Raw genomic sequence first — 24,885 nt, 5'->3', positions numbered from 1 at the left:
CTGATACTTTAAGGGGGGCCAAAAGCCCCCTTAGTTTTTAGGTCTGGGCGGTGTAAACAGGATCGACACAAACCGGGAGATGGGCATGAGCTACCGTTCCTTGCGGGATTTTATCACCACGCTGCAAGAGGCCGGCGAGCTGGTCCGCATCGCCGAGCCGGTCGCCACCCATCTTGAGATGACCGAAATACAGACCCGTGTGCTGGCCAGTGACGGCCCGGCGCTGTTATTCGAAAAACCGGTGCTGCCCGATGGCACCATCAGCCCAATCCCGGTGCTGACCAATCTGTTCGGCACGGTCAGGCGTGTGGCCATGGGGGTCACCTTTGGCGGCAAAGCGCGCGAAACCGCCGCCAGCCTGCGCGAGGTCGGCGAGATGCTGGCCGAAATGCGCCAGCCCAAACCGCCCAAGGGCTTTGGCGAAGCCATTGAAATGTGGCCGATGGCAAAGACCGCGCTGGCAATGCGGCCCAAAACTGTGGGCCGCGCCCCCTGCCAGCAGATTGTGCTTAAAGGGGACGAGATTGATCTGGGCCGCCTGCCGATTCAGGGCTGCTGGCCGGGCGAACCCGCCCCGCTGATCAGCTGGCCGCTGGTGATTACCCCCGCCGACGAGAGCGAGCCCGTCAATCTCGGCGTCTATCGTATGCAGGTGCTGAACCGGAACCAGACCGTGATGCGGTGGCTGGCCCATCGCGGCGGGGCGCAGGCCTTTGCCCGCTGGAAAGAAAACCATAGCGGACCAATGCCGGTGGCGGTGGCGCTGGGGGCCGATCCCGGCACCATTCTGGCCGCGGTAACGCCGGTGCCGGAAACCCTGTCGGAATATCAGTTCGCCGGGCTGATCCGGGGCGCACGGGTCGAACTGGCCGATTGCCTGACCCAACCCTTGCAGGTGCCTGCCGAAGCCGAAATTATTCTGGAAGGCACCGTGTCGGATGAGGTGCTGGCCGAAGAAGGCCCCTATGGCGACCACACCGGTTATTACAATGCGGTCGAGCGTTTCCCGGTCTTCACCGTGACCGCGGTCACCATGCGCAAGGACCCGATCTATTTAAGCACCTTCACTGGCCGCGCCCCCGACGAACCATCGATAATGGGGGCGGCGCTCAACGAGATGTTTATTCCGCTGATCCAGCAGCAGTTCCCCGAGATCGTCGATTTCTGGCTGCCGCCCGAGGGCTGCAGCTATCGCATCGCCATTGTGTCGATCAAAAAAGCCTATCCCGGCCATGCCAAGCGCATCATGATGGGGGTGTGGTCGTATTTGCGCCAGTTCCTCTACACCAAATGGGTCATCGTGGTGGATGACGACATCCATGTGCGCGACTGGAAGGATGTCATGTGGGCGGTTGCCACCCGGATGGACCCGGCCCGTGATATCACTTTGATTGAAGGCACACCGATTGATTATCTCGACTTTGCCTCGCCCGAAAGCGGGCTGGGCTCGAAGATCGGGCTTGATGCCACCAACAAGATGGTGCCGGAGGTTCACCGCGAATGGGGCACCAAACTCGCCATGGACCGGAATGTTATCGAGGCCGTGAATGAAAAATGGTCCCGCCTCGGCCTGCCCGGGGACGGAAAACCCATCTGGAAATAAATCTTCCTCTCCCCTTAATCTACCTATAATTCATATTGGGGTGGATAAATACTAGGCTGGGGGCCTGCATCATGCGCCTGTTAAATTTGACCTGCTGGGCGGCAATCGTTCTGGCTGCAGGAACCGTGGCGGTCAGAGCTGAGGATGTCACACCGTCGTGCCAGCTGCACCGTCAAGCCGATCTTGATATGTATGCTGACACTCTTGGTCGCCCGGCAATACCAGTCGATATCAACGGAAACAGAAAGACGTTTTTGATCGATACTGCAGGCATTTTTAGTATGGTCACACCAGAAACTGTCTCAAGTGCAAATCTCCGGACAAAACAAGCGAAAGTTCCTCTGGTACTTGTGAATGGGGACCGCCCTCAAAAGATGGCGATTGCAGAGAACCTGACGATTGGCACGATCACCTTGTCACAGGTACCACTGCCAGTAATTCCAGAAAGCATGAGCTTCGGCAATTCAGCTGGCCAGATCTCCGGCGATATACTGCATGTCTTCGACAACGAATTTGACTTTGCCGCCGCCCGATTTTCGCTCTTTCTACCGGACACCTGTGGTGCACGCCATGCCTACTGGACACAGGGCAGTTACGGCGAGGTGCCTTTTAAGAAACTCCCCAAAGGGGTGCAGAATTTGGAATGGCACATCACCATTCCGGCAAAGCTGGACGGCATTGATATATGGGTTACTATTAATACAGGGACAACTACATCGTTCATGATTGCAGATAAGACCAGACTAACTTTGGCAAAAAAGATATGGAAGCAACACAATCCCGATGCTAAAAAATTACCTCCAGCTTACATGTACCCATTCCAAGCACTGAGCATCGGCAACGTCACTATCTATAATCCCGATATTATGCTTCTCACAGGCAACGCGCCGGACTGGAAGAAAGCCAAACCCGAACTCATTTTGGGAATGTCGGTACTTAGTCAATTGCATCTCTACATTTCTTACAAAGACAAAAAAGTCTACCTCACCTCAGCATCGACCAAATGAGGCAAAGAGTAGGCTTGGCGTAGGATGTCGTTGAGGCCATCAGTGAAAAATGGCCCTGCTTAGGCCCGCCTGGTGATAGAAAATCTATCTGGAAATAGCTTTTCCTTGGACACTCCGCACGGCACGGTTTAACAAAACACACATACATAGTTTTTGACATACTCTTGGGGAGAGTTTCTATGTTTTGTGTATCGAGAGCCGGGGCAGGTATTGCCGCCGCGGCGGTATTTTTTGTGCTGTGCGTTTCGTCGTCTGCCGCCGATGAGGCTGATTGCAAACTGCACCGTCTGGCCTATCTCGATGTCACACCGGATCATGCCCAGCGCCCAACCGTGCAGGTTCTGCTCAACGGTACGCCGAAGCAATTTGTTATCGACACAGCAGGAATATACAGCGCCGTAACGCCCGAAACTGCCACCGCGCTGAAACTGAAAACCGCTCATATGTCGACCAAAAAGATAACCCATCTGGTCAGTGGTGAGTCACCGGATATCGTTGCCTATGTCGACGAAATGAAAATCGGCCGACTACCGATCCCCAACATGGCCCTGTTTGTTATGACCCCGTCGATGGTGTCGCCGGACAGTGATGGCTTGATCTCCGGCGAAATCCTACACGTTTTTGATGTGGAATATGACCCGGCAGCGGCCAAGCTTTCGCTTTTTCAGCCCAACAATTGCCCGGCCCATATCGTACACTGGACGACACAGACGCATGCCGAGCTGGACTTTCAGATGAACCGCCAGCCACAAAACAATGACTGGCGCATCATCATGACCAGCCCCGAGTGGCACATCATCGCCCCGGCGAAGCTGGACGGGCATGATATTGAAGTCACCATCGACACAGGTGCCTACACCTCACTGCTGTTGTCCGACGATGCCGATGCCATGCTGTCCACAGCCGAGAAGAAGAAGCTGAAGGCGGAAGATACAAAAATCAGTACGGGCGAAACGATATACAGCTACCCGTTTCAGTCTCTCGATCTGGGCGAGGTACAGATCCGAAATCCCCATGTGATGATCTATCCCGGCAGCCGTGACCGGCTGGCCAAAGCCATCGCGCTGAAACCGCAACTAATCCTGGGCACCAGCATCCTCAATCAGCTACATTTTTATATCGACTACAAAAGCCACAAGATTTACCTCACCCCGGCCAGCGCCCACTGAAACAGCACACCCATTGAAACACCCTTGACGGCAACTATTCCTTGCACAGCGTTCTCGCAACGGGGCAGCGGACACACAGTCCGGACGACATGCCGATGGCGGGGGGGCAATCAGGGGAACCGCATTTTCTATGCCCTTGGGGGCAGGATTACTTCTGTGTGGTGCCGTCCAGGCGGGCGCTGAGCAGGAATGCCCGCCACTCAGAGCGCTGACGGCCGTGGATCTGACATTTGGCAAGGGCGCACCGCTCACCATTCCTGTCGAAATTGCCGGGCAGCCCCCGGATCGCGTAACATTATGGCTCAATAAGGCAAGGCGTCTTGCGTTCCGGGCGGCGACGGTTCAAAAAAGCGTCATGACCAAGCTGACCCCGCAAGATTTGCTGGCCCAACTGCTCGCCGCCGCCAAAGCTGCCGGTGCCGACGGGGCTGACGCCCTTTATGCCGAAAATGTCTCGACCGGTGTCTCCTACCGCCTCGGCAAGACCGAGGAAGTGGAGCGGTCCGAAGCTGCCGATCTGGGCCTTCGGGTCTTTGTCGGCCAGAAAGTGGCCACGGTCTCGACCACCGATATGAGCCCCGATTCGCTGGCAGCCCTGCCCGAACGGGCGCTGACCATGGCCCGGCTGGCCCCGGAAGACGCCTTTGCCCACCTGGCCCCGGTCGAATTGCTGGCCAAAGAGTGGCCCGAACTCGATCTGTGCGACTTGGACGAGCCGTCAGCTGTCACCCTGATCGAGCGGGCACGCGCCACCGAAGAAGCCGCCCTTGAGGTAGAAGGTATCACCAATTCCGAAGGCGGCAGCGCCAGCTATTCGCAAAGCCATGTCGCGCTGGCCACCAGCACTGGCTTTTTCGGCAGCTATGGCAGCTCGAGCCACGGTATCAGCGTTTCGGTGCTGGCCGGTTCCGGCGATGCTATGGAGCGGGATTACGACTTTTCCAGTGCCCGCTTTGCCGCCGATCTCGACACCCCCCACAATGTCGGCCTGCGCGCCGCCCAGCGCACCATCGCCCGGCTGCAGCCCCGTAAGGTCAAATCCCAGTCGGTACCGGTGGTGTTTTCGCCACGGGCGTCGAACAGCCTGCTCGGCCATTTTCTTGGTGCCATCTCGGGCACGGCGATTGCGCGCAATGTCAGCTTCCTCAAGGGCAAGATGGGGCAGCGGGTCTTTGCCCCTGGCGTGACCCTGATTGATGATCCCCATATTCGCCGCGGCTTGCGCTCGAAACCATTCGACGGCGAAGGCGTTGCCAATGCGGTGCTGAAACCGATCGAAGACGGCATCCTGACCAGCTGGATCCTCGATTGCGCCAGCGCCCGCCAGCTGGGCCTCGCCACCAATGGCCGCGCCGCCCGTGGCACCGGCGGCCCCCCCGGCCCCAGCGCCACCAATTTCTATATGCAGGCTGGTACTGTGTCGGCCCGCAAGCTGATCGCCGATATCGATCAGGGACTTTATGTCGTCGAGCTGATGGGCATGGGGGTGAACCCCGTGACCGGTGACTACAGCCGCGGCGCAGCCGGTTTCTGGATTGAAAAGGGCGTGATCAGCTATCCGGTTTCAGAAGTGACCATCGCCGGAAACCTGATTGATATGTATGCCAGCCTGACGCCGGCCTCGGATCTCGCCTTCCTGTACGGGATCGATGCGCCGACCGTTCGTATTGAGGAGATGACCGTTGCCGGAGCATAAAGAAGACGCCGCCCTTCTGGAAGAAATCGTCCGCGGCGCCGGGGTAATCGCCCGGAAATTCTTTTCCGGTGAAAACGCCTTCAAGATGAAGGGCGACGGCACGCCGGTGAGCGAAGCCGATCTGGCCGTGAACGCCTATCTCAAGGAACATTTGCGCGCGGCACGGCCTGATTACGGCTGGCTGTCGGAAGAAAACGACGACGATCAGGCCCGGCTTTCGGCCACGAAGCTGTTTGTCGTCGACCCGATCGACGGCACCCAGGCGATTATCGACGGCAAACCCCATTTCACCATCTGCGTGGCCATCGTCGAAGACCATCAGCCGGTGGTCGCGGCCGTGTATAACCCGCTGCTGGATGAATATTACGCCGCCGAAGCCGGATCGGGTGCCCGCCTTAACGGTCAGCCCATCCATGTCAGCACGCGTCAGGAACTGGCGGGCTGCAAGATGCTGGTCCGCAGCAAGCTGACGGGCCGACCGGTGTGGAATTTTGATCCCTGGCCCGCCATGGCCGAAGAAGACCGCGGCTCAGCCGCCTATCGGCTGGTGCTGGTGGCGGCGGGAACCTTTGACGCCACCATCAGCCTGACCTCGAAATGCGACTGGGATCTGGCCGCTGCCCACCTGATTGTGCGCGAGGCGGGTGGACGTGTGGTCAACCATCGTGGTGAAGAACCAAGCTACAATCACCCCTCGGTCATCATTCTTTCAGCGATTGCTGGCAATGATGTCCTGACAGGGGCGATTATTGCCCGCACCTCGAAGGTGGAACCCGGACTGGCAGGCGAAAACCTATGAGCGAAGTCGAGCCTAAACAACTCCTGCATCTGGTTTTCGGCGGCGAACTGACCTCGCCGGAAGCGATAGATTTCAAGGATTTAAAGAAGCTCGACATCGTTGGGATTTACCCTGACTATAAATCCGCCTATGAAGCCTGGCGCGCCAAAGCGCATGTCAGCGTAGACAATGCGCATATGCGCTACTTCGTCGTGCACATTCACAAACTGATGGATCCTGACGCCCCGTAAAGGCGCCCCATCGGCATTGGATAACGAGAACCGGCAGCATGCCCAAAAACGCCGCCCGTATGAATACTGGCACCTTCGCCGTGGCCGGGCGTATCGTCCGCACCTATCTGTCACAGCAGAAGGGCACCGTTGCACTGGCGGTCGGGGCGATGATCGTCACCGCTGGCAGCACCACGCTGCTGGCCAAATTGCTCGGGCCGGTGGCCAACCAGCTGGGCATGTATTGTCAGGGCCATGGCGCGGCAACGGGGCTTCCGGCGGGCCAGCCCCTGTGGCAATTACCGCTGGCAGCCCTGGGCACATTGTGGCTTCGGGCGGGGGCCTATTACACCCAGCAATCGCGTATCGAAACGGTGGGGGAACGCGTTGTCAACGCCGCCCAGGCCGATATGTTCCGCTCGCTGGTGCGCCGCGATCTAGCCGCGCTTAATGCCGTGCACTCGGGCAGCTTTGTTTCGAACTTTCTCTATGACGCCACCTTAATGCGCGAGGCGATCACCCGGTCGATTTCGGGCATTGCGCTGCAGTTCATCACCCTGATCGGTCTGCTTGGCCTGATGGTCTATACCGACTGGCAGCTGACCGCCTTTATCGCCATTGCGGTACCGGGCGTCGCCTGGGCGATGGAACGCATAGGCGGCTCGATCCGGCGCACCACCAAGCGCAACATGGAAGAAACCGGCTTTCTCACCACGGTGATTTCCGAAGCGCTTGACGGGCGGCGCGTCATCAAAGCCTATGGGCTGGAAGAGCATGCCACCGAAAATGCCCGCCAGCGGCTTTCAACCCGCCTGACCCAGCTGATCAAGCTGGCGCGGCTCAGGGCATCGACCGTACCAGTGACCGATATTTTTTCCGGCATCGTGGTGGCGGCGACATTTTATTACGCCTTTTACCGCATCGCACATGGCACCCTGAACGCGTCACAGTTCTTCACCTTCATGGGCGCGCTGCTGCTGGCGATGGAGCCGGTACGCACTTTAAGCCAGTTGTGGCCGATTGCCTCGACCGGCGTGGCGGCGGCAACCCGTGTGTTCTCGATGATTGATGCCGCACCGAAGATTGTCGATACGCCCCATGCTCAGGAACTGACGGTTGCCCCGGCCCCGGCTGGTGGCGCGGTGCATTTTGATAACGTCTCGTTCCGCTACAATAGCGAAACTGAACATCCGGCGATTAACGGCATCACCATCGAGGTCAAGCCCGGCCAGAAAGTGGCATTGGTCGGCCCGTCAGGTGCGGGAAAATCAACCATTTTCAATCTGCTTTTGCGTTTTTACGATGTCGATGGCGGCGCGATCCGCATTGATGGCGTTGATATCCGCAACACCACGCTGGCGTCCTTACGCCAGTCGATCGCACTGGTGACGCAGGAGCCCATTCTGTTCGACGAAAGCATCCGCAGCAATATCGCGCTGGGACGCTTAGAGGCCAGCGACGCCGACATCATGCAGGCGGCAAAGGATGCCGCCGCCCACGATTTCATTATGCAGTGCCCGGGGGGGTATGACACCCGCGTCGGCGAAGGCGGCCTGAAATTGTCGGGCGGCCAGCGCCAGCGCATTGCCATTGCACGCGCCATGCTGCGCAACGCACCGATCCTGCTGCTCGACGAAGCGACTTCGGCGCTCGACAATGAAAGTGAACGATTGGTGCAGGATGCACTGACCCGTTTGATGAAGAACCGCACCACCATCGTGGTGGCGCACCGCCTCACCACTGTCATCGATGCCGACCGGCTTTATGTGCTCGATCAGGGCCGCGTCGCCGAATCCGGCACACATGACGAACTGATGGCCGAAGGTGGGCTCTATGCCCGGCTCTATCGCCATCATGTCGAAAGCACTACGGAGGCCAAATGAGACGTAAACTCCCCTTTGGTCTGGCGGCCTATCGCTTCACCACCCGGCTTCTGACTCCCGCCGTGCCCCTGGTGCTGCGCAGCCGCTTAAAGCGCGGCAAGGAAAGCGGTACCCGCGCAGGCGAACGGCTTGGCCGCAGCACTCTGCCCCGGCCGGCCGGTCAGCTGGTGTGGATTCACGGTGCCAGCGTCGGCGAATGTATGGCGGCCCTGCCGCTGATCGATACCATCATCGCCCGAACCGGGGCCAAGGTGCTGATCACCAGCGGTACCGTGACCTCGGCCGCGGTGATGGCCAGCCGCCTGCCCAAGGGAGCGTTTCACCAGTTTGTTCCGGTCGACACCCCAGCGGCGGTGGCCCGTTTCCTCGGCCACTGGCATCCGGATCTTGGCCTGTTCGTCGATTCCGATGCCTGGCCCAACCTAGTGCTGCAAACCCGCGAGCAGGGCATACCACTTGCCATCATCAACGGGCGGATGTCGGCGCGATCTTTCGCAGGCTGGCGCCGGGCCAGGGCCTCGGCCAAGGCGCTGTTCGGAGCCTTTAGTGCCGTACTGGCCCAGGATGACGAAGCCGCCGCACGGTTCCGTGGACTTGGCGCACATGATGTGCAGTGCACCGGCAGCTTAAAGGCCGATGCGCCTGTGCTGCCAGCCAATGCCGAAAAGCTGGCAGCGCTGAAAAATGCCCTTGGTAACCGCCCGGTTTTTCTGGCGGCGCAGACCCATGGCGGCGAAGAAGAAACCATTTTGCCGGCGCGCGATCTGCTGGCCAAAAAATTCCCCAACCTCCTCACCATCATTGTGCCGCGCCACCCCGAGCGCGGGGCCGACATCGCCGCGCTGTGCGCCACCCGCCGCACGTCTTTACGTTCGCGCCATGATCCGATCAGCGCGGATACCGCGATCTATATCGCCGATACCATTGGCGAGCTTGGGCTGTTCTATCGCTTGGCACCGTTTGCCTTTATCGGCGGCAGCCTGATCCCTCATGGCGGGCAGAACCCGCTCGAACCGGCGAAGCTAGGCCGGGCGGTACTGTCCGGCCCGCACACGGATAATTTCATTCCAGCCTATGATGCCATCTTCAAGGCGCAAGGCACTGGCCGGGTGCGTACTGCAGGTGAAATCAGCGCGCTTGCCGCCACATTGCTCGCCGACGCCAGCACGGCGGAAGCGTTGGGGGAAAAAGCCGCTGCCGGGGCTGCCAGCCTGTGCGGTGCGGTGGAGCGCACGGCACAGTTTGTTGCGAAGATACTCAACCATGCACGCACCTGATTTCTGGCGACGGCGCAGCTGGCGCGAACGGCGCATCGGCGATGCCCTGACGCCACTGGGCTGGCTCTATAGTGCCGCCGTGGCACTGAAAGCCGCACGTACCAAAGCCCATCACGCCAGCGTACCAGTGATCTGTGTCGGCAATCTGACCGCCGGGGGCACCGGCAAAACCCCGGTCAGCATCGCCCTTGCCAGAATACTCAGCACCGGCGGGCACAATCCGTTTTTTGTCACCCGGGGGTATGGTGGCAGGCTCGCCGGTCCGTTACGTGTGATGGCCGAGCACACTGCAGCGGATGTCGGCGATGAGCCGTTACTGCTGGCCGCCACGGCTCCAACCATTGTGGCCCACACCCGCGCCGCCGGTGCGGATCTTGCCACCGCGCTGGGGGCCGGGGCGATCGTGATGGATGACGGCCATCAGCATTTTTCCCTGCACAAGGATTTGTCGCTGGTGGTGATAGACACGGCGCAGCAGTTCGGGAATGGCCGCGTGCTGCCAGCAGGTCCGTTGCGTGAACGCGTGACGCAGGGCCTCAAACGCGCCGATGCTGTTATTCTGGTCGGCGAGACGGATGTCGATCTGCCCCACCTGCTACCGCATTTTAGCGGCCCGGTTTTGCGCGCCCACATTCGCGCCAGCGATAGCCCGGAACTCGACGGAGCCAAAATGTTCGGCTTTGCCGGGATCGGTCTGCCGGAGAAATTCTTCCATTCGCTTGAGGCAGCGGGGGCCGTACTGGCCGGGGCCAAATGCTTTGCGGATCACCACACCTACAGCGCGTCAGAAATTGCATCGCTGAAAGCGACCGCGCGGGAGCGTGGTGCCCAGCTGATTACCACAGCCAAAGACTATGTCCGCCTGACGCCAGATCAGCGCGACGGTATCCGGGTTCTGCCGGTCGAGGCAGAATTTGATGATCCGGCCAGTGTGGAACGTCTGATCGGCAGCCTGTGGCCACACCAGAAAGCGTCCTGATGGAAAAACGCCCCCTTACCCCGCTGCAAACTGCCCGTTATCTTGGAGAATCCGCCGGATTCTTTCTGCTGATGGGCATCTTCAAGGTGCTTGGCATTGATGCCGCGTCAGCCTTTGGCGGCTGGATCGGCCGCCATATCTTCATCCATCTGCCCCCGGCAAAAATCGCCCGCCGCAACCTGCACGCGGCCTTTCCCGAAAAGGACGAAGCCTGGCACCGCGCCACCGTGCTGGAGATGTTCGACAATCTGGGCCGCGTGGTCGCCGAATATCCGCATCTCGATAAATTCAAACTGGGCGAACGCGTCGAGATGGTCGGGGCCGAAAACGGCCATGCCGCCATTGCCAAGGGCAAGGGCGTGATGTTTGTCGCCGGGCATTTTGCCAACTGGGAAGCGCTGCACATTGCCGGGCAGCAGGAAGGCTATGACGGGCGCATTGTGTTCCGTGCCCCCAACAACCCCTATGTGGATCGCTGGATCGCCCGCCAGCGCGGCTATCTTGGCCCCACCGAACAGATCGAAAAAGGCCCGCGCGGCACCCGGCAGATTTTCACCGCACTGCGCCGGGGTCAGTCGATTTTTCTGCTCGCCGATCAGAAGACCGGTCAGGGCATTTTGGTGCCGTTCTTTGGCCGCGACGCCAAGACCACCCCAGCTCCGGCGACGCTCGCCCTGCGTATGGGCGCGGCGCTGGTGCCCGCCTGGTGTGAACGGACCAAAGGCGCACATTTCCGCGTCCATATTTTTCCGGAACTGCAGTTCACCCCCAGCGGCGATTTCGATGCCGATATGGTGCGGCTGACGGCAGAGATCACCAAGGTGATCGAGGCCAATATTCGCCGTAAACCGGCCTATTGGCTGTGGATTCACCGCCGCTGGCCCGAAGCCAAAAAGCAGAAATAATCACACCAGTGGTGGTTTCGGCGTGACGGTGTTGAGCGACGGGTCCAGCCGCAAGCCGAACCAGTTCATCGCCCAGTGCAGATGCGGGCCGGTGGCACGCCCGGTGGCCCCCACCGCGCCGATAACATCGCCGGTGGCAACAGACTGGCCCACCGCAACCCCGATGGCGCTTTGATGGAAATAGGTGGTTGAGACGCCATGGCCATGGTCGATCACCGTGGTGCCGCCGGTCAGAAACAGACCGGTTTCGGCAAAGCGCACCACGCCCGATGCCGGGGCATGAATGGGCGTACCGGTCGGCACCGCCACATCAACCCCGAAATGCGGGGCGCGCGGCTGGCCATTTAGGATACGCTGACTGCCAAACACACCGCTGACCGGGCCATGCGCAGGCCATTCAAAAGCTTGCACAAAACCTTCTTCATCACTGTCGATCAGGCGCACCGCGATGATGGCCGCGTTTTCGCGATTGATGCGGGCGATCAGCACCGGATCGGGTGTGACCTTGTCCTCCGGCAGACCATCAATGCGCTGTATGTCATAAGTCTGGATGAGCGGGGTAATCGCCCGCGCCTCGGCGGTTCCATCCACATATTGAACCTGTAGGCTCTGTTCTGCCGTGCCATCCCATGCCAGGGCGAAGGCAAACCGGCCTGCCGGATCGGGCCGCAGACTTTGGCCACCCCACAGAATGTGCGACGCCGCCGCCGCGGTGCCCACCACAAGCGAGCCCTGCCGCAAAGACCCGCGCAATGTCAGCCGGGGCTGTGCCGGGGCCACCGGGGTCACACGCACAGTGGTGCAGCCCGACAGCGCCGCCGCAGCGGGCAGCAAGGCGGCACCCAGCACCCCCCGGCGGCTGATCAAGGGGTGAGGCCTTTTTCCTGCATCCGCTTTAGCGCGATGGAGGCTTTGGCATAGGGTTCCTGCAGTTCGGCGCTCCAATAGCGCAGGGCATCGACCGGTATGCGAATACCGGTCACGGCGCAGGTCACATAGGTGCCGGGGCGGATCACGGTGTAATCGCCATCAAGATATTCGAGTTCGGCGGGCTGCTCAGTGGTTTCGATTTGGCTCTGGTTCATGGCTCTAAAGTGCAAAGGTCCGTAAAATGGAAAGGTCGGGGGCACAAAAGGGGCCCGGCATGGCCCATCATAGTGCCATCGTCGGGTTTAAGACAAATTCCCCTTAAAACAGATCCCCCTGATTGGCGGCAGGCTTGGATTTTGGCTTATGGGGCCGGGCTTTAGGCTCGCCACCGCCTGGGACGCTGGCTGGATTGGGCCCGCCCGCCACCGCCGCCATCGCGCCATCGGCAAAGGTCAGGGTCAGTGCCTCGCCGGAACGGATGCCTGCCGCCGTGCGGTGCAAGCCACCCTCGCCCGCCACCAGCGCGAAGCCACGGGCGAGCACGCCGCGGAAGCTGACGCTTTCCAACAGCCGCGACAGCCCCTCCAGCCGCTTTTTCTCCTCGGCCAGACGCAGCGACAGAGCCCGGCTGAGGCGCTGGTCAAAGCCCGACAGCCTTTCGCGGGCCATATCCAGCCGCCCGGTCAGCGCCACCGGGCCGAGCCGCGCCGCCGTGGCGGTGAAGCGGTGGCGATGGGCGTCCAGATTGGCACGCAGGGCGCTCATCAGATGGTCAGATGCCACGTCAAGCCGTTGTTGCGGCTGGGCGAACAGCCGGTCAGCGGTCGGCAGCAGCCGCGCGGTCTGGCGTAAGGATTCGCGCCGCTCGGTCAGGGTGCGGTTCACCGCCGACAGCAGCCGCCGCTCCAGATCCAGCGTGGTGGCCATCAGTTCGGCCCGCACCGGCACGGCCATTTCGGCGGCGGCGGTCGGGGTCGGGGCGCGGACATCGGCAGCAAAATCGATCAGGGTGACGTCGGTTTCGTGGCCCACCGCCGAAATCAGCGCAATGGTGCTGGCCGCGGCGGCACGCACCACGCATTCCTCGTTAAAGCCCATCAGATCTTCGAGCGAGCCGCCACCACGGGCCACAATCACCACATCGGGGCGCAAATCCCCCGTGGCATTGGAAAATCCCTCAATTGCGGCGGCCACTTCCGATGCGCATTTGTCGCCCTGCACCGCCACCGGCCATAACAGCACCCGGCGGGGGAAGCGGTCGGTTAGCCGGTGCAGAATATCGCGGATCACCGCCCCGGTGGGCGAGGTAATCACCCCGATGGTGTCGGGCAGGAAGGGCAGCGGCCTTTTGCGGGCCGGGTCAAACAGCCCCTCAGCCGCGAGGCGTTTCTTGCGCTCCTCCAGCATGGCCATCAGCGCGCCCGCACCGGCCAGTTCGACCGCCTCGACAATCAGCTGATAGCGGGAGGAGCCGGCATAGCTCGAAATCCGCCCGGTACAGATCACCTCCAGCCCGGCTTCGGGGCGGACTTTCAGCGCGCGGGCAACCCCCTTCCAGATCACGGCGTTCAGCACCGCCTTTTCGTCCTTGAGGTCGAAATAGACATGGCCGGAGGAATGGAATTTCAGGCCGCTGATCTCGCCCCGCACGCGGACCAGGGGGAAGGCATCCTCCAGCGTGCGTTTCAGGGCGGCAGACAGCTCGGTGACGGAAAATTCGGGTAAATTGGTCGCTGTTTCGGGCATATACCCAATTCATCCTGTCTGGACGCTTGAATCCAGTGTTTATTTCGGGAAATTAGCGCGATGTTTTTTTCAGGGGTGCGGTACATGAAGGTTTTGCTGGTCGGATCGGGCGGGCGTGAACACGCTCTGGCGCAGGCTCTGGCCAAAAGCCCATTGCTGACAAAGCTTTACTGTGCCCCCGGCAACCCCGGCATTGCCGGGTTCGCCGAATGCGTGGCCATTAAAGCCGAGGATATTCCGGCCCAGATCGCCTTTGCCAAAGAGAACGGCATCGACTTTGCCATCTCCGGCCCGGAAGTGCCGCTGGTGGCGGGCTTTGCCGATGCCTTCGAGGCCGCCGGGATCAAAGCCTTTGGCCCGTCCAAGGCCGGGGCGATGCTGGAAGGGTCCAAGGGTTTCGTGCGCGATTTGTGTGCCGAGGCCAATATTCCCGGCGCCCGATACCAGCGTTTCCGCGATGCCGCCCCGGCCAAAGCCTTTGCCGACAGCCTTGGCCTGCCGGTGGTGATCAAGGCGGACGGGCTGGCGGCGGGCAAGGGCGTGGTCATTGCCGAAACCGCCGCCGATGCCCATGCCGCGATTGACGAGATGCTGGGCGGGGCCTTTGGGGCGGCCAGCGCCGAAATCCTGATCGAGGAATTCCTGCACGGCGAGGAAGCCAGCTTTTTCGCCCTGACCGACGGCAAAACCGTCCTGCCGCTGATGGGGGCGCAGGACCATAAGCGCGCCTTTGACGGCGACAAGGGGCCGAACACCGGCGGCATGGGGGCCTACAGCCCCGCCCCGGTCCTCACCCCGGAGGTTGCGGCCAAGGTGATGCAGCGCATCGTCGGGCCGACGGTGGCGACCATGGCGGCGCGCGGCACGCCCTATATGGGCATCCTCTATGCCGGGCTGATGATCGAAAATGGCGAGCCCCGGCTGATCGAATATAACTGCCGCTTTGGCGACCCCGAAACCCAGGTCATTCTGCCCCGGCTGAAATCCGACCTGCTGGCGGCGTATCTGGCCGCCCGGAACGGCACGCTGGCGGGGCTGGAGCTGGACTGGCAGGACGGTGTCGGCCTGACCGTGGTGCTGGCCGCCAAGGGCTATCCGGGGTCGTATCCGAAGGGCTCGGTCATCCGGGGCTTAGAAAAAGCCAATGCGCTGGAAGGGGTTACCGTCTTTCACGCCGGTACCGCCGCAAAGGATGGTGCGATCGTCGCCAATGGCGGGCGGGTGCTGAACGTCACCGCCACCGGCCAAACCGTGCGCGAGGCGGCGGCCAAAGCCTATGCCGCGATTGAGCTGATCGACTGGCCGGAAGGCTTTTGCCGCCGCGACATCGGCTGGCGCGCCATCGCCAGAGAGAAGTAAGGCGAGAACGTCCCCTCATCCTTCGGGCGGGCTCAGGATGAGGAACTTTTGTCTAGCTTAAAACATACCCCTCATGCTGAGTCCGCCCGAAGCATGAGCCCGCCGAAGCAGTCTACTTCTCCTCCTCCGCTAAAGCGGGGGAGGTGGATGCCGTGCGACCAGCACGGCAGACGGTGGGGGGGACCTCGCCATCCGGCAGTCCGGGACAAGGAAAAATCGCACCGCTTGATAGGGCGTGAACATCATCCCGGATAGCGCCCAGCGGCACGGGGGAGCGGGGGCCTTTTCCTGAACGAAAAGGTCCGGTCACCCTGCCCGCGCGTAATAAAAACCCGTACAGCAGCAGCAAAATTTCAAAAAAAGACCAACACAGACCTGCAAACGGCGTCCATCACCGCACGCTGGCCCACCCGTCCCACAATTGTCATCGCCTTACGAGGACGAGCGGCAGCGAGCCCCCATTGTCATCGCCTTACGAAGGCGAACGATAGAGAGCCTGAGGGAAGGGGAACCAGTTTGTGAAACCGATCAAATCTCAAAAACTGCGCACGCGGACCTTCTGACAAAATCTGTCAGGCGGAACCACCTGGGCTACCTTCCTTCAAACAGATTGCACCGCAATCTGTTCTCGTAAGGGAATGACAGAGGGGGGCTTCAGGTTTCAAACGGCTGAGATGGTAAGGCCGAGACGCCCTGCATTCTTGCGATCAAATCATTCCAGCCGGAGTTGGTCTTTTCGATCAGGCGAATTTTCCACGCCCGGTTCCAACCTTTGAGCTGCTTCTCGCGTGCAATCGCCGCAGCGATATCCTGATAAAGCTCACACCACACCAGACGGTGCACGCCATAGCGCTTGGTAAAACCATCAGCGGTGCCGCGGGCATGTTCATCGCTGCGGCGGGAAATATCATTGGTCACGCCGACATAGATCGTGCCGTTGCGCCCACTGGCCAGCATATAGACGTAATAAGGCCCCGCCATCATTTCCCCCGATAGCACGCCAACATATACCAAGTGTCATAGCCGACGAAGATGCATGCAAGCCAATTCACCCATTTAGTCATCCCCGGCGAAGGTGAGCGGCAGCGAGCCTGAGGAAAGGGGAACCAGGTCCTTACGTAAAACAAGTATCTGAAAATACGCACGAGCGCGTTCTGCCCTGCCCTGCCTGATGGCACTACCTAGATTCCCTTCCCTCAAACGGATTGCGCTGCAATCCGTTCTCGCCGGGAATGACAGGATGATATGCAAACACAATTAATGAGGAGGCAAAGGCCGCGTTGTGGTAGAGTACAATTCTGCATTAATTCGCGAAGAAAGCGCTTCAAAAGACCGCTTAAAATTACGAAACTCTACTATAATATTTTCGATATCATCTTTCGATACAACTATATATTTAAAATGAATGTTTGGCTTTTTTAAAATTTCGGACCTATAATTATTTTTACTATCCATTCCCCGAAGCCAAGTGTCGTGAGCAATACGATTACGTTTTTCTGACAGACTACGAGCCTTATCTTTTTGATGACGAAGTTTTTTTATATTTTCATCACTGATTCCGAATAATTCTGCCAGAGAAATTACCACATCAAATCGCCGAGCAACTGAAGTCAACTGCATCGTCAAACATGCACCAACTTCACGCTCTAATCGCACCATTTCCCATATAAGTTTATCAACTGAGGCTTCTATATAAGCCCATTCCACTACAGCCCGCCCAAGAGATGCAGCCATCTCAGTGTCAATATACCCAGGGATCGCCTCCAAAGGCTCATCTTCAGACACTTCAACCATTCCAACGCCTCCTAGAAAGTGCCTCAAAATACCCAATTACCCCTACCTGCACTGCCCCTTCACCGGTTTGGTGACGCGCAGAAGCTGCACATCAAAAACCAGTGTCTGGTTCGGCGGTATAGTGCCTTCGCCGGTGCCATCGCTGCCATAGGCCAGTTCAGACGGCACGGTGATGCGCCACAGATCGCCTTCGTGCATCAGCTGCAGCGCGGTGGTCCAGCCGGGGATCAGCAGCGCCGCCGGAAAGGTCACCGGCTTACCCTTGGTCTGGTCGAAGACTTTGCCATCGATCAGCCAGCCCTTGTAGTTGACCAACACGCAGTCATGGCGGTGCGCCACCGCGCCGGTACCTTTTTTCAGCACCTCGTATTGCAGCCCCGGCAGGGTGACGACGCCGGGCTTTTTCGCATTGTCGGCCAGATAGTTCGCGTTGGCATCCGCCGACAGTGCGGCGCTGGTACCAGCCGCCACAGCGGCAGGGCTTTCGGCCGCGCAGGCGGGCCCCACCAGCGACGCGGCGAGCAAAACGGCCACCGAAGCAGCCCCCAAAGTGAAACAGCGCATGGCAGATCCCCGTCTTTAAAAACAGGAATGGTTTGACAGATGGCCCCACGCGCGGCAAGGGTGCCCACATGTTGTTATGGGCCGGAATTTTGCTGATCATCGCGGGGCTGGGATGCATGCGCATCGACCGGCGCGCCGCGCATTATTTTTATGACCATATTGGCGGCAGTCTGCTCAAATTCCTGCGCCGCACCACCCACCTGGCCAAGGCGGCACACTGGCTGACGGTGTCGGTGCTGGTACCAGCCGCCACAGCGGCAGGGCTTTCGGCCGCGCAGGCGGGCCCCACCAGCGACGCGGCGAGCAAAACGGCCACCGAAGCAGCCCCCAAAGTGAAACAGCGCATGGCAGATCCCCGTCTTTAAAAACAGGAATGGTTTGACAGATGGCCCCACGCGCGGCAAGGGTGCCCACATGTTGTTATGGGCCGGAATTTTGCTGATCATCGCGGGGCTGGGATGCATGCGCATCGACCGGCGCGCCGCGCATTATTTTTATGACCATATTGGCGGCAGTCTGCTCAAATTCCTGCGCCGCACCACCCACCTGGCCAAGGCGGCACACTGGCTGACGGTGTCGGTGCTGATCTATCTGATCTCGGCGGCGGTTCTGCGCTGGCATGGCCCATCGCACATGCTGCAACAGGCCCGCGACCATGCCGCGGCCTATATTCTGGGGCTGGCGTTGGGCACGCTGATCGCCCACACCATCAAGCTGGGCTTTGGCCGCCGCCGCCCGCGCGATGAAATGGAAATGGGCCTCTATGGCTTCAAGCCCTTTTCCTTCGATACGCGCTATAACTCGTTCCCATCGGGCCATTCGCTAACGATTTTTCTGGTCGCGGTATCGGCGTCGGCGCTGATGCCGTGGGGCGCGCCGGTCTGGTTTGCGGTTGCGCTCTGGCTGTCGCTGACCCGGGCGATGCTGACCGCGCATTTCTTAAGCGATGTCGGCGTCGGGGCCGGGTTCGGGCTGATTTCGGCCCACATCATCTTTACACAAATCTTTCCGGCGCTTTCCTTAAGCTGGTTCTGACGGTTTTGCCCGTCGGGCACGGAAGAACGCCTTCAGCATGGCGCTTGCCGCAGCCGCATCGCCGGCCCGATCGACCGTAATTTTGTGGTGGCAGGTCGGTTGTTCAAAGAATTTCGGCCCGTGCAGCACCGCCCCGCCCTTGGCATCGTCCGCGGCAAAGACCAGCCGCCCGATCCGCGCCATGGCAATCGCCCCGGCGCACATGGCGCAGGGCTCCAGACTGACATAGAGCGTGGTGCCGCACAGCCGCTCGTTGCCCAGCGCGGCGGCGGCTTGACGGATGACCAGAATTTCGGCATGGGCGGTGGGATCTTTCAGTTCGACAATCCTGTTGCCACTGGAAGCCAGCATTGTGCCGTTCTGAACCAGCACAGCCCCCACCGGCACCTCGCCACGCGCAGCGGCGGCTTTGGCTTCGGCGAGCGCAAATGCTATGGCTTCATCGTCATTCATCGAAGGGGACCCTTTTGGCCAGAGATACTACGAAAAAACCGCCGAAAAGCGTCATGAAATTGCCCCCCAAAGGCGGTTTTGCCCCGGAAATCCGGGCGATACCGGCATCCGAGCTCGACGATGGCGAAGAACGCATTGCCAAGCGCATGGCACGCGCCGGGGTCTGTTCGCGCCGCGACGCCGAAAAGCTGATTGCCGAGGGTCGCGTAACCCTGAATGGCGAAAAAGTCACCACCCCGGCGACCAAGGTCGATGCCTATTCGCTGATTACGGTGAATGGCAAGACACTGGCCGACGCCGAACCGACCCGGTTATGGCGCTTTCACAAGCCCGCCGGGCTGGTCACCACCCATAAAGACCCCAAGGGCCGCCCGACGGTATTCAGTAACCTGCCCAAAGAGTTACCGCGCGTGGTCTCGGTCGGGCGGCTCGATTTCAACACCGAGGGCCTGCTGCTGCTGACCAATGACGGCGAGCTGGCCCGCAAGCTGGAGCTGCCTTCGGGCGGCTGGCAGCGCCAATACCGCGTGCGCCTGTTCGGTGCCGTAACCCAGGCCGATCTGGATAAACTGGCGGACGGCGTCACGGTCGAGGGCCAGCATTATGGCCCGGTTATCGCCACGCTGGAACGGTCCAAGGGGATCTACTCCTGGGCGACGGTGGTTATTCGCGAGGGTAAAAACCGCGAAGTCAAACGCATCATGGAAAGCATTGGTCTGCAGGTCGCCCGCCTGATCCGGGTGCAGTTCGGCCCCTTCCATCTTGGTCAGCTGGCTGAAGGGGCAGTTGAGGAAATTTCGTCGAAACTCTGGCGTGAACAATTGGGCATGGCCGTGAAGAAAACACGTAAAGAGCGTTAATTCTTCCTTTTCGGGTTTGCCTTGGCGATGGGCGGTGATATGGACCACCCCACAGAGCGACATCAGGAGGAGTGAAGATGAAGAAGTACGCCAAGCCCCAAGCCTATGTCGAAGCCACCAAAGATTCGCGCTTTGCCGGTACCTATGAAGTGCTGGTGCCGATCGAAGGCCGCAACAAGCCGCACAAGATCGCCCAGCATTTTGCCACCCAGCAGGAAGCGGAAAACTGGATGCACGCCCCCGAGGGGCAGGACGCCATCACCGACGCACTGCGTGACGGCGGCAAGTAAGCCGCCTTTTTAAGCCTGCCCGCCCCTTAAATGTACCCGCCGCGGCCCCAGCCATGCTATATGGCTGACGCAGTAGATTTGGCCGCAAGCGGAGTATCCTGATGAAAATCGGTTTTATCGGTCTGGGCGCCATGGGCGCCGGTGTCGCGGGTAATCTGATTAAATCCGGACACGACGTCACGGTGTGGAACCGTTCGCTTGGGCCCATGCAGGCGCTGGTCAAACAGGGGGCGCACGCCGCCAGCCGTATTGAAGACACCCTGAGCGGTGACATCGTCTTTTCCATGATGGCCAATGACGCGGCGCTGGAAGCGGTGGGCTTTAGCGGCCCGCTGCTGGATGCCGCCGCCCCCGGCCTGATCCACATCAACATGGCGACGATCTCGCTGCCACTGGCGCGCAGGCTGGCCGAAGCCCATGCCGCCCAAGGCATCGGCTATCTGGCCTGCCCGGTGTTTGGCCGCCCCGATGCGGCCACCGCGGCGCAACTGATTTTGGTGGTGGCGGGTGATCCGGCACTGGTGGAAAAGGTCCGTCCGGTGCTGGAGCCATTGGGCCAGCGCATCACCGTGGCCGGTGTAAAACCCGAAGCCGCCAATCTGTTCAAGATCGCGGGCAATTTCATGACCGCCGCCGCCATCGAAACCTATGGCGAGGCCATCGCGCTGTTACGCAAGGGCGAGGCCGATGCCGAAGCCTTCTATGAGATGATGAGTTCGTTTTATTATGCGGGCTCGATCCACAAGCTTTATGGCCGCATCATTCTCGATGAAAAATACGATCCGGCGGGCTTCAAGCTCAGCTTAGGCTACAAGGATGCCGGTCTGGCACTGGAAGCCGCCAAAATGCTGCAGGCCCCACTGCCGGTCGGCTCGCTGGTGCATGACAATTTCCTTGCCGCCATGGCGAATGGCGATGGCGACAAAGACTGGGCGCTGCTGGCCGATATGGCAGCCAAACGCGCCGGACTGAAATAAGCAAATGGGGGCTTTTTGGGGGGCCTGGCTTATTTGCCCGGCCCGAGCAGCGCCGCCCGCCGCATCAGACTTTCGGCGGGCCACAGCGTTTTCCGATCATAAAATTCGTCAAAACACGGGGCATCTGTGGGCCGGGTTTCCCACGGCTGTTGCGAACGGATGAAGATGTGGGCGTTCGGCGGAACCCATTCAGGATGTTCCAGCGTAACCGTGCGCACAAATAACATCACGCCATAACCGTAATCGCTCCACAATGCCGTCTGGCATTGCGGACAGCGATAAATGTCATGAACCGCACCACTGTCGGTATGCATGCGCACCGGCACGGGTTTGCCGCACAGCAGGGTGACATTGGCCGCTTCGATAATGGCATTGACGGCAAAGGTGCTGCCGGTCTGTTTCTGACAATCGGTACAATGGCAGCAATTGACGAACATCGGCGCGGCTTCCAGCCGATACTGCACCGCCCTGCAAAAACACGAACCCTTCATCGGAAACGACATAGCAATCTCCCTCTGGTCACCAGAATGGCAACCAGAGGGGAGGATTGCAATAAACTTACAGCTTGAACTGAACCCCGCCGTTCAGCGACCAGCCATAATGTTCGTTCTCATAAACCTGACTGGACATGCCGATATAACGGCGCCACGGCGCATCGGTCAGGTTGGCCCCTTCAAGGAAGATGTTCGTCACATCGGTCAGCTGATACGATATGCGCGCATCAAGCTGGCCATGGGCTTCCTCATACACGTCGGTCATCTTTTCCGAGCCGACGGTATCGAGGAATTTTGAACGATACGAATAGGCCAGACGGGACGAGAAGCCATATTTTTCATAGAGCAGTTGCAGGCTGGCCACGTTCTTCGACTGATCGAACATTGGCAGATGACCGCTGCGCGCCGACAGCCCCGATGCCGCAGAATCGATATAGCTGAAGCTGGTATTGATGCCGAAGCCGTCGAGCGGGCTGGGCAGGAAATCAAACTGAACCTGCGCGTTCACTTCAAAACCGCGGATCTCGGCTTTGCTGGCGTTCAGCGGTTCGGTCACCGTGGCATTGGTCAGACTTTGACCGGCAAAGGTGCCGGTGACATCGCTGAGCGACTGGGTATAGATCGGGTCGCTGATATGCTTGTAGAACGCCCCCAGCGAGATCAGCCCCTGATGCGGCAGATAATATTCGACAGCGGCATCCAGATTGGTCGAGCGCAGGGGCTTCAGATCGGCATTGCCCATGGTCACCGCCGGGGTCGAGGTATCGACGATGACATAGGGGGCCAGATCTGCATAGTTTGGCCGCCCGATTGCTGTGGTCACCGCCGCACGTAAGGCCAGCGCATCGCTGACATCGAAGCGGGCGTTAAGGCCGGGGAAAACATCCGTATACGACTTTTTACTGACCAGATCGAAGCCTTCGTCAAAGGTCGAATCCGCGGTATAGGATTTGCCCTTATAGGTGCCATCGGTGGCTTCAACGCGCACCCCGGGGATCAGGGTCAGCCCACCGAATTTCAGCGTGGCCATGGCATAACCGGCCCAGATACGTTCGGAAATATCATAATCCGCCGAGACCGAATCTGAAATCGAGGTGGCGGTATCGCATTTGAAGCCCCCCGCCGTTGAGGAATCACACCCCAGCGTGCCATGGGCCGCCAGAACATAGGCATCGGCCGCGCTATAAGACACCCGGGGCCCGAAAGTGTAACGGCCATCATAAACGGATGCCTTGCCCGAACTGGTGACGACATTGGCCAGCGTCATGGTCGATGTGGACGGCTTTAAGGTTGCCGAGGTCTGATCATTGGTTTTCTGACGGTCGGTGTATTTGAAACCGAACTTGATGCTGTCCTCGCCATCACCCAGAAACGAAACCGGGATGAGATAGTCAGCATGCAGTTGATAGAGATCTTCGACCGCTTCACGGTTGGTGTGTACGATCTTGCTGATGGCATAACTCGACGCCGTATAGGCCGTCGCCGATGGTGTCACACTGTAGAGGAAATCCGACAAATCGTAGGTGCCGGTGATCTTGCTGGCTTTGAAGGTATATTCGTTACGATTGGGGTCGGTTTTGACCGCATGGGCGTAACCACCTTCGACCGTCAGTTCGCCCGGCCCGACCAGACTGTCGAGACCAAAGCTGGTGTTGAGCGTGTGGTCGTTTTCAGTGCGAAAGCGCACATAGCGATTGGCCGTAGCCCCGCTAAAGCTGCCGGTATCCGCCGTCTGATTGGAATAGCTTGAGGCCGACGTCGGCAAGGTCACGGTGAAACGATCACGGGTTTCCTGATCGGAATAGGTCGAGTAGGTGCTGCGCAGGAAAAGCTTGGTTGTCTCGCTGAGATGCCAGTCGAAATTGGCCACCAGACCGGAGCGCTTGCGCACCAGATTATAATCACGGATCTGGAACGTGCTCGGCACGCTATAACCGTTATAGCTGTTCCAGTCGGGACCGCCGGAGCCAAAATTCTCCGATTCAATATCGCGGCGGGAATAGTTGCCCGACAGCACCAGACCATACTGATTGTCGTCACCAAAAACACGACCAAGGGTCAGATCGCCATCATAGGGGGTTTTATCATTAAGCTGATAATGACCCATCGAGACCCGGCCATAGGCAAAAGGATCGGGCCGGTCAAAGGCACTTAAGGTGTTGATGTTGACCGCACCGGCAATGGCGTTGGCATCCAGATCGGCGGTCAGCGTCTTGACCACCTGCAATGAAGAAATCAACGAGGACGGAATATCGTCGAGCTTGACCTGACGACCATCGGGTTCCGGCGCTGGCGCGGTTGCCCCGTTGACGGTGACGTTCGCCAGTTCCGGTGACACACCACGAATAACGACATAGCGGCCTTCGCCCTGATCGTTGGTGACCGAAATGCCCGGCATACGGCGTAAGGCTTCGGCGACATTCTGATCCGGCAGCTTGCCAACATCATTGGCCGACAGGGCATCAATAAAATTATCGGAGACCTTTTTGGTCTGCAGGGCAATGCGCTCGGCCTGACGCTCGCCGGTGATGACGACGGTTTCGATCTTGCTTTCGAGCGCCAGCTGCACCCCGACCGTGGCGATGCCGGTATTGCCGACATAAATCGACTGCACCGACGCATCATAGCCGACATATTCGATGCGAATATGGTACTGACCGGCCTGCAAATTCGGCACCGTAAACGTGCCGCTGCGATCGGTATTGACGGTAATGTCGGTGCCTTCAACATGCACCGATGCGCCGGGCAGCATGGCATGGCTGGCGCCATCGGATACGCTACCCTTCAATACGGTCGCACTGGCTGGCATGGCGATCATCATCGCTGCCGACAACAGAAGTGCCGCACGCATTGTTAATCTGTTACAATTCGATGTCATAAGACCCCCGTCACCCTCTACATACAAAGGGGGCGACA

The 24,885-nt window shown here is 59.7% G+C and carries 25 protein-coding genes; 16 read left to right on the top strand and 9 right to left on the bottom strand.

Annotated elements, in window-relative coordinates; all coding sequences use genetic code 11:
* The first annotated feature begins 85 nt into the window (after positions 1 to 85).
* From ACZ5RI_RS04830 to ACZ5RI_RS04785, 10 genes are all read left to right on the top strand, one after another.
* Positions 86 to 1,603: a UbiD family decarboxylase gene (locus ACZ5RI_RS04830; RefSeq protein ID WP_464514979.1), complete on the top strand. Its 1,518-nt coding sequence runs from the start codon at positions 86 to 88 to the stop codon at positions 1,601 to 1,603.
* A 71-nt stretch (positions 1,604 to 1,674) separates the two neighbouring features.
* Complete coding sequence (locus tag ACZ5RI_RS04825; RefSeq protein ID WP_464514978.1) at positions 1,675 to 2,610, top strand: aspartyl protease family protein; 936 nt, start codon at positions 1,675 to 1,677, stop codon at positions 2,608 to 2,610.
* A gap of 179 nt (positions 2,611 to 2,789) precedes the next feature.
* On the top strand, positions 2,790 to 3,779 hold the full coding sequence (locus ACZ5RI_RS04820; RefSeq protein WP_464514977.1) for an aspartyl protease family protein: 990 nt from the start codon (positions 2,790 to 2,792) through the stop codon (positions 3,777 to 3,779).
* Between the two features lie 355 nt (positions 3,780 to 4,134).
* Positions 4,135 to 5,475, top strand: coding sequence for a TldD/PmbA family protein (locus tag ACZ5RI_RS04815; RefSeq protein WP_464515548.1), 1,341 nt, complete (start codon positions 4,135 to 4,137; stop codon positions 5,473 to 5,475).
* The gene (locus ACZ5RI_RS04810) at positions 5,462 to 6,274 is read left to right on the top strand and encodes a 3'(2'),5'-bisphosphate nucleotidase CysQ (protein ID WP_464514975.1); all 813 of its coding nucleotides are present in this window, start codon (positions 5,462 to 5,464) and stop codon (positions 6,272 to 6,274) included. Before ACZ5RI_RS04815 ends, ACZ5RI_RS04810 begins: the two co-directional genes overlap by 14 nt.
* Positions 6,271 to 6,504, top strand: coding sequence for a DUF4170 domain-containing protein (locus ACZ5RI_RS04805; RefSeq protein WP_464514974.1), 234 nt, complete (start codon positions 6,271 to 6,273; stop codon positions 6,502 to 6,504). Before ACZ5RI_RS04810 ends, ACZ5RI_RS04805 begins: the two co-directional genes overlap by 4 nt.
* Positions 6,505 to 6,542: 38 nt before the next feature.
* Complete coding sequence (locus ACZ5RI_RS04800) at positions 6,543 to 8,366, top strand: ABC transporter ATP-binding protein (protein ID WP_464514973.1); 1,824 nt, start codon at positions 6,543 to 6,545, stop codon at positions 8,364 to 8,366.
* Entirely contained in the window at positions 8,363 to 9,643 is a 1,281-nt protein-coding gene (locus ACZ5RI_RS04795; protein WP_464514972.1) for a 3-deoxy-D-manno-octulosonic acid transferase, read from the top strand. The genes ACZ5RI_RS04800 and ACZ5RI_RS04795 overlap by 4 nt, the downstream gene beginning before the upstream one ends.
* Positions 9,630 to 10,622, top strand: coding sequence for a tetraacyldisaccharide 4'-kinase (lpxK, locus tag ACZ5RI_RS04790; RefSeq protein ID WP_464514971.1), 993 nt, complete (start codon positions 9,630 to 9,632; stop codon positions 10,620 to 10,622). Before ACZ5RI_RS04795 ends, lpxK begins: the two co-directional genes overlap by 14 nt.
* Positions 10,622 to 11,527, top strand: coding sequence for a lysophospholipid acyltransferase family protein (locus ACZ5RI_RS04785; protein WP_464514970.1), 906 nt, complete (start codon positions 10,622 to 10,624; stop codon positions 11,525 to 11,527). The genes lpxK and ACZ5RI_RS04785 overlap by 1 nt, the downstream gene beginning before the upstream one ends.
* On the opposite strand, the gene ACZ5RI_RS04780 is transcribed toward ACZ5RI_RS04785, so the two are convergent.
* From ACZ5RI_RS04780 to xseA, 3 genes are all read right to left on the bottom strand, one after another.
* Complete coding sequence (locus tag ACZ5RI_RS04780) at positions 11,528 to 12,394, bottom strand: M23 family metallopeptidase (protein WP_464514969.1); 867 nt, start codon at positions 12,392 to 12,394, stop codon at positions 11,528 to 11,530.
* The gene (locus ACZ5RI_RS04775; protein ID WP_464514968.1) at positions 12,391 to 12,612 is read right to left on the bottom strand and encodes a DUF2093 domain-containing protein; all 222 of its coding nucleotides are present in this window, start codon (positions 12,610 to 12,612) and stop codon (positions 12,391 to 12,393) included. The genes ACZ5RI_RS04780 and ACZ5RI_RS04775 overlap by 4 nt, the downstream gene beginning before the upstream one ends.
* A gap of 103 nt (positions 12,613 to 12,715) precedes the next feature.
* Positions 12,716 to 14,143: an exodeoxyribonuclease VII large subunit gene (gene xseA / locus ACZ5RI_RS04770; RefSeq protein ID WP_464514967.1), complete on the bottom strand. Its 1,428-nt coding sequence runs from the start codon at positions 14,141 to 14,143 to the stop codon at positions 12,716 to 12,718.
* An 84-nt stretch (positions 14,144 to 14,227) separates the two neighbouring features.
* On the opposite strand from xseA, the gene purD reads away from it, so the two are divergent.
* Positions 14,228 to 15,502 carry a phosphoribosylamine--glycine ligase gene (gene purD / locus ACZ5RI_RS04765; RefSeq protein WP_464514966.1) on the top strand — a complete coding sequence of 425 codons (1,275 nt, stop codon included), beginning with the start codon at positions 14,228 to 14,230 and terminating at the stop codon, positions 15,500 to 15,502.
* Positions 15,503 to 16,156: 654 nt separating this feature from the next.
* On the opposite strand, the gene ACZ5RI_RS04760 is transcribed toward purD, so the two are convergent.
* The 3 genes from ACZ5RI_RS04760 to ACZ5RI_RS04750 all read right to left on the bottom strand — a co-directional run bounded on the left by ACZ5RI_RS04760 (position 16,157) and on the right by ACZ5RI_RS04750 (position 17,860).
* On the bottom strand, positions 16,157 to 16,486 hold the full coding sequence (locus ACZ5RI_RS04760; RefSeq protein ID WP_464514965.1) for a GIY-YIG nuclease family protein: 330 nt from the start codon (positions 16,484 to 16,486) through the stop codon (positions 16,157 to 16,159).
* Positions 16,487 to 16,759: 273 nt separating this feature from the next.
* Positions 16,760 to 17,296, bottom strand: coding sequence for a hypothetical protein (locus tag ACZ5RI_RS04755; RefSeq protein WP_464514964.1), 537 nt, complete (start codon positions 17,294 to 17,296; stop codon positions 16,760 to 16,762).
* A gap of 42 nt (positions 17,297 to 17,338) precedes the next feature.
* Positions 17,339 to 17,860 (bottom strand): FKBP-type peptidyl-prolyl cis-trans isomerase, encoded by a 522-nt coding sequence (locus ACZ5RI_RS04750; RefSeq protein WP_464514963.1) that lies wholly within the window; start codon positions 17,858 to 17,860, stop codon positions 17,339 to 17,341.
* 32 nt (positions 17,861 to 17,892) lie between these two features.
* On the opposite strand from ACZ5RI_RS04750, the gene ACZ5RI_RS04745 reads away from it, so the two are divergent.
* Together ACZ5RI_RS04745 and ACZ5RI_RS04740 are read left to right on the top strand one after the other, a co-directional pair.
* Positions 17,893 to 18,225, top strand: a complete 333-nt coding sequence (locus ACZ5RI_RS04745; protein WP_464514962.1) for a hypothetical protein — start codon at positions 17,893 to 17,895, stop codon at positions 18,223 to 18,225.
* Positions 18,226 to 18,238: 13 nt separating this feature from the next.
* Positions 18,239 to 18,895: a phosphatase PAP2 family protein gene (locus tag ACZ5RI_RS04740; RefSeq protein WP_464514961.1), complete on the top strand. Its 657-nt coding sequence runs from the start codon at positions 18,239 to 18,241 to the stop codon at positions 18,893 to 18,895.
* Here the strand turns inward: ACZ5RI_RS04740 and ACZ5RI_RS04735 are convergent.
* On the bottom strand, positions 18,881 to 19,348 hold the full coding sequence (locus tag ACZ5RI_RS04735; protein WP_464514960.1) for a nucleoside deaminase: 468 nt from the start codon (positions 19,346 to 19,348) through the stop codon (positions 18,881 to 18,883). The genes ACZ5RI_RS04740 and ACZ5RI_RS04735 overlap by 15 nt on opposite strands.
* Before the next feature lie 53 nt (positions 19,349 to 19,401).
* Between ACZ5RI_RS04735 and ACZ5RI_RS04730 the strand changes: the two genes are divergently transcribed.
* The 3 genes from ACZ5RI_RS04730 (at position 19,402) to ACZ5RI_RS04720 (ending at position 21,475) form a co-directional block, all read left to right on the top strand.
* Positions 19,402 to 20,208, top strand: coding sequence for a pseudouridine synthase (locus ACZ5RI_RS04730; RefSeq protein WP_464514959.1), 807 nt, complete (start codon positions 19,402 to 19,404; stop codon positions 20,206 to 20,208).
* Between the two features lie 77 nt (positions 20,209 to 20,285).
* Positions 20,286 to 20,498: a hypothetical protein gene (locus ACZ5RI_RS04725; RefSeq protein ID WP_464514958.1), complete on the top strand. Its 213-nt coding sequence runs from the start codon at positions 20,286 to 20,288 to the stop codon at positions 20,496 to 20,498.
* Positions 20,499 to 20,599: 101 nt separating this feature from the next.
* Positions 20,600 to 21,475 carry an NAD(P)-dependent oxidoreductase gene (locus tag ACZ5RI_RS04720; RefSeq protein ID WP_464514957.1) on the top strand — a complete coding sequence of 292 codons (876 nt, stop codon included), beginning with the start codon at positions 20,600 to 20,602 and terminating at the stop codon, positions 21,473 to 21,475.
* A 29-nt stretch (positions 21,476 to 21,504) separates the two neighbouring features.
* Here the strand turns inward: ACZ5RI_RS04720 and ACZ5RI_RS04715 are convergent, their stop codons facing one another.
* Positions 21,505 to 21,978 carry a GFA family protein gene (locus ACZ5RI_RS04715; RefSeq protein ID WP_464514956.1) on the bottom strand — a complete coding sequence of 158 codons (474 nt, stop codon included), beginning with the start codon at positions 21,976 to 21,978 and terminating at the stop codon, positions 21,505 to 21,507.
* Between the two features lie 55 nt (positions 21,979 to 22,033).
* A complete protein-coding gene (locus ACZ5RI_RS04710) occupies positions 22,034 to 24,820 on the bottom strand; it encodes a TonB-dependent receptor (protein ID WP_464514955.1) in 2,787 nt (928 codons plus the stop codon).
* Positions 24,821 to 24,885 lie beyond the last annotated feature (65 nt).

It is taken from the genome of Micropepsis pineolensis (assembly GCF_055392125.1).
Note: the sequence above shows the minus strand (reverse complement) of the source record. Positions and strands in the feature narration are given on the sequence as shown.

Bases quoted from the DNA above. Each gene is read 5' to 3' on its own strand.
- ACZ5RI_RS04830 (WP_464514979.1), top strand. From the start codon at position 86: ATGAGCTACCGTTCCTTGCGGGATTTTATCACCACGCTGCAAGAGGCC.
- ACZ5RI_RS04825 (WP_464514978.1), top strand. From the start codon at position 1,675: ATGCGCCTGTTAAATTTGACCTGCTGGGCGGCAATCGTTCTGGCTGCA.
- ACZ5RI_RS04820 (WP_464514977.1), top strand. From the start codon at position 2,790: ATGTTTTGTGTATCGAGAGCCGGGGCAGGTATTGCCGCCGCGGCGGTA.
- ACZ5RI_RS04815 (WP_464515548.1), top strand. From the start codon at position 4,135: ATGACCAAGCTGACCCCGCAAGATTTGCTGGCCCAACTGCTCGCCGCC.
- ACZ5RI_RS04805 (WP_464514974.1), top strand. From the start codon at position 6,271: ATGAGCGAAGTCGAGCCTAAACAACTCCTGCATCTGGTTTTCGGCGGC.
- ACZ5RI_RS04800 (WP_464514973.1), top strand. From the start codon at position 6,543: ATGCCCAAAAACGCCGCCCGTATGAATACTGGCACCTTCGCCGTGGCC.
- ACZ5RI_RS04795 (WP_464514972.1), top strand. From the start codon at position 8,363: ATGAGACGTAAACTCCCCTTTGGTCTGGCGGCCTATCGCTTCACCACC.
- lpxK (WP_464514971.1), top strand. From the start codon at position 9,630: ATGCACGCACCTGATTTCTGGCGACGGCGCAGCTGGCGCGAACGGCGC.
- ACZ5RI_RS04785 (WP_464514970.1), top strand. From the start codon at position 10,622: ATGGAAAAACGCCCCCTTACCCCGCTGCAAACTGCCCGTTATCTTGGA.
- ACZ5RI_RS04775 (WP_464514968.1), bottom strand. From the start codon at position 12,612: ATGAACCAGAGCCAAATCGAAACCACTGAGCAGCCCGCCGAACTCGAA.
- xseA (WP_464514967.1), bottom strand. From the start codon at position 14,143: ATGCCCGAAACAGCGACCAATTTACCCGAATTTTCCGTCACCGAGCTG.
- purD (WP_464514966.1), top strand. From the start codon at position 14,228: ATGAAGGTTTTGCTGGTCGGATCGGGCGGGCGTGAACACGCTCTGGCG.
- ACZ5RI_RS04760 (WP_464514965.1), bottom strand. From the start codon at position 16,486: ATGATGGCGGGGCCTTATTACGTCTATATGCTGGCCAGTGGGCGCAAC.
- ACZ5RI_RS04755 (WP_464514964.1), bottom strand. From the start codon at position 17,296: ATGGTTGAAGTGTCTGAAGATGAGCCTTTGGAGGCGATCCCTGGGTAT.
- ACZ5RI_RS04750 (WP_464514963.1), bottom strand. From the start codon at position 17,860: ATGCGCTGTTTCACTTTGGGGGCTGCTTCGGTGGCCGTTTTGCTCGCC.
- ACZ5RI_RS04735 (WP_464514960.1), bottom strand. From the start codon at position 19,348: ATGAATGACGATGAAGCCATAGCATTTGCGCTCGCCGAAGCCAAAGCC.
- ACZ5RI_RS04730 (WP_464514959.1), top strand. From the start codon at position 19,402: ATGAAATTGCCCCCCAAAGGCGGTTTTGCCCCGGAAATCCGGGCGATA.
- ACZ5RI_RS04725 (WP_464514958.1), top strand. From the start codon at position 20,286: ATGAAGAAGTACGCCAAGCCCCAAGCCTATGTCGAAGCCACCAAAGAT.
- ACZ5RI_RS04720 (WP_464514957.1), top strand. From the start codon at position 20,600: ATGAAAATCGGTTTTATCGGTCTGGGCGCCATGGGCGCCGGTGTCGCG.
- ACZ5RI_RS04715 (WP_464514956.1), bottom strand. From the start codon at position 21,978: ATGTCGTTTCCGATGAAGGGTTCGTGTTTTTGCAGGGCGGTGCAGTAT.
- ACZ5RI_RS04710 (WP_464514955.1), bottom strand. From the start codon at position 24,820: ATGCGTGCGGCACTTCTGTTGTCGGCAGCGATGATGATCGCCATGCCA.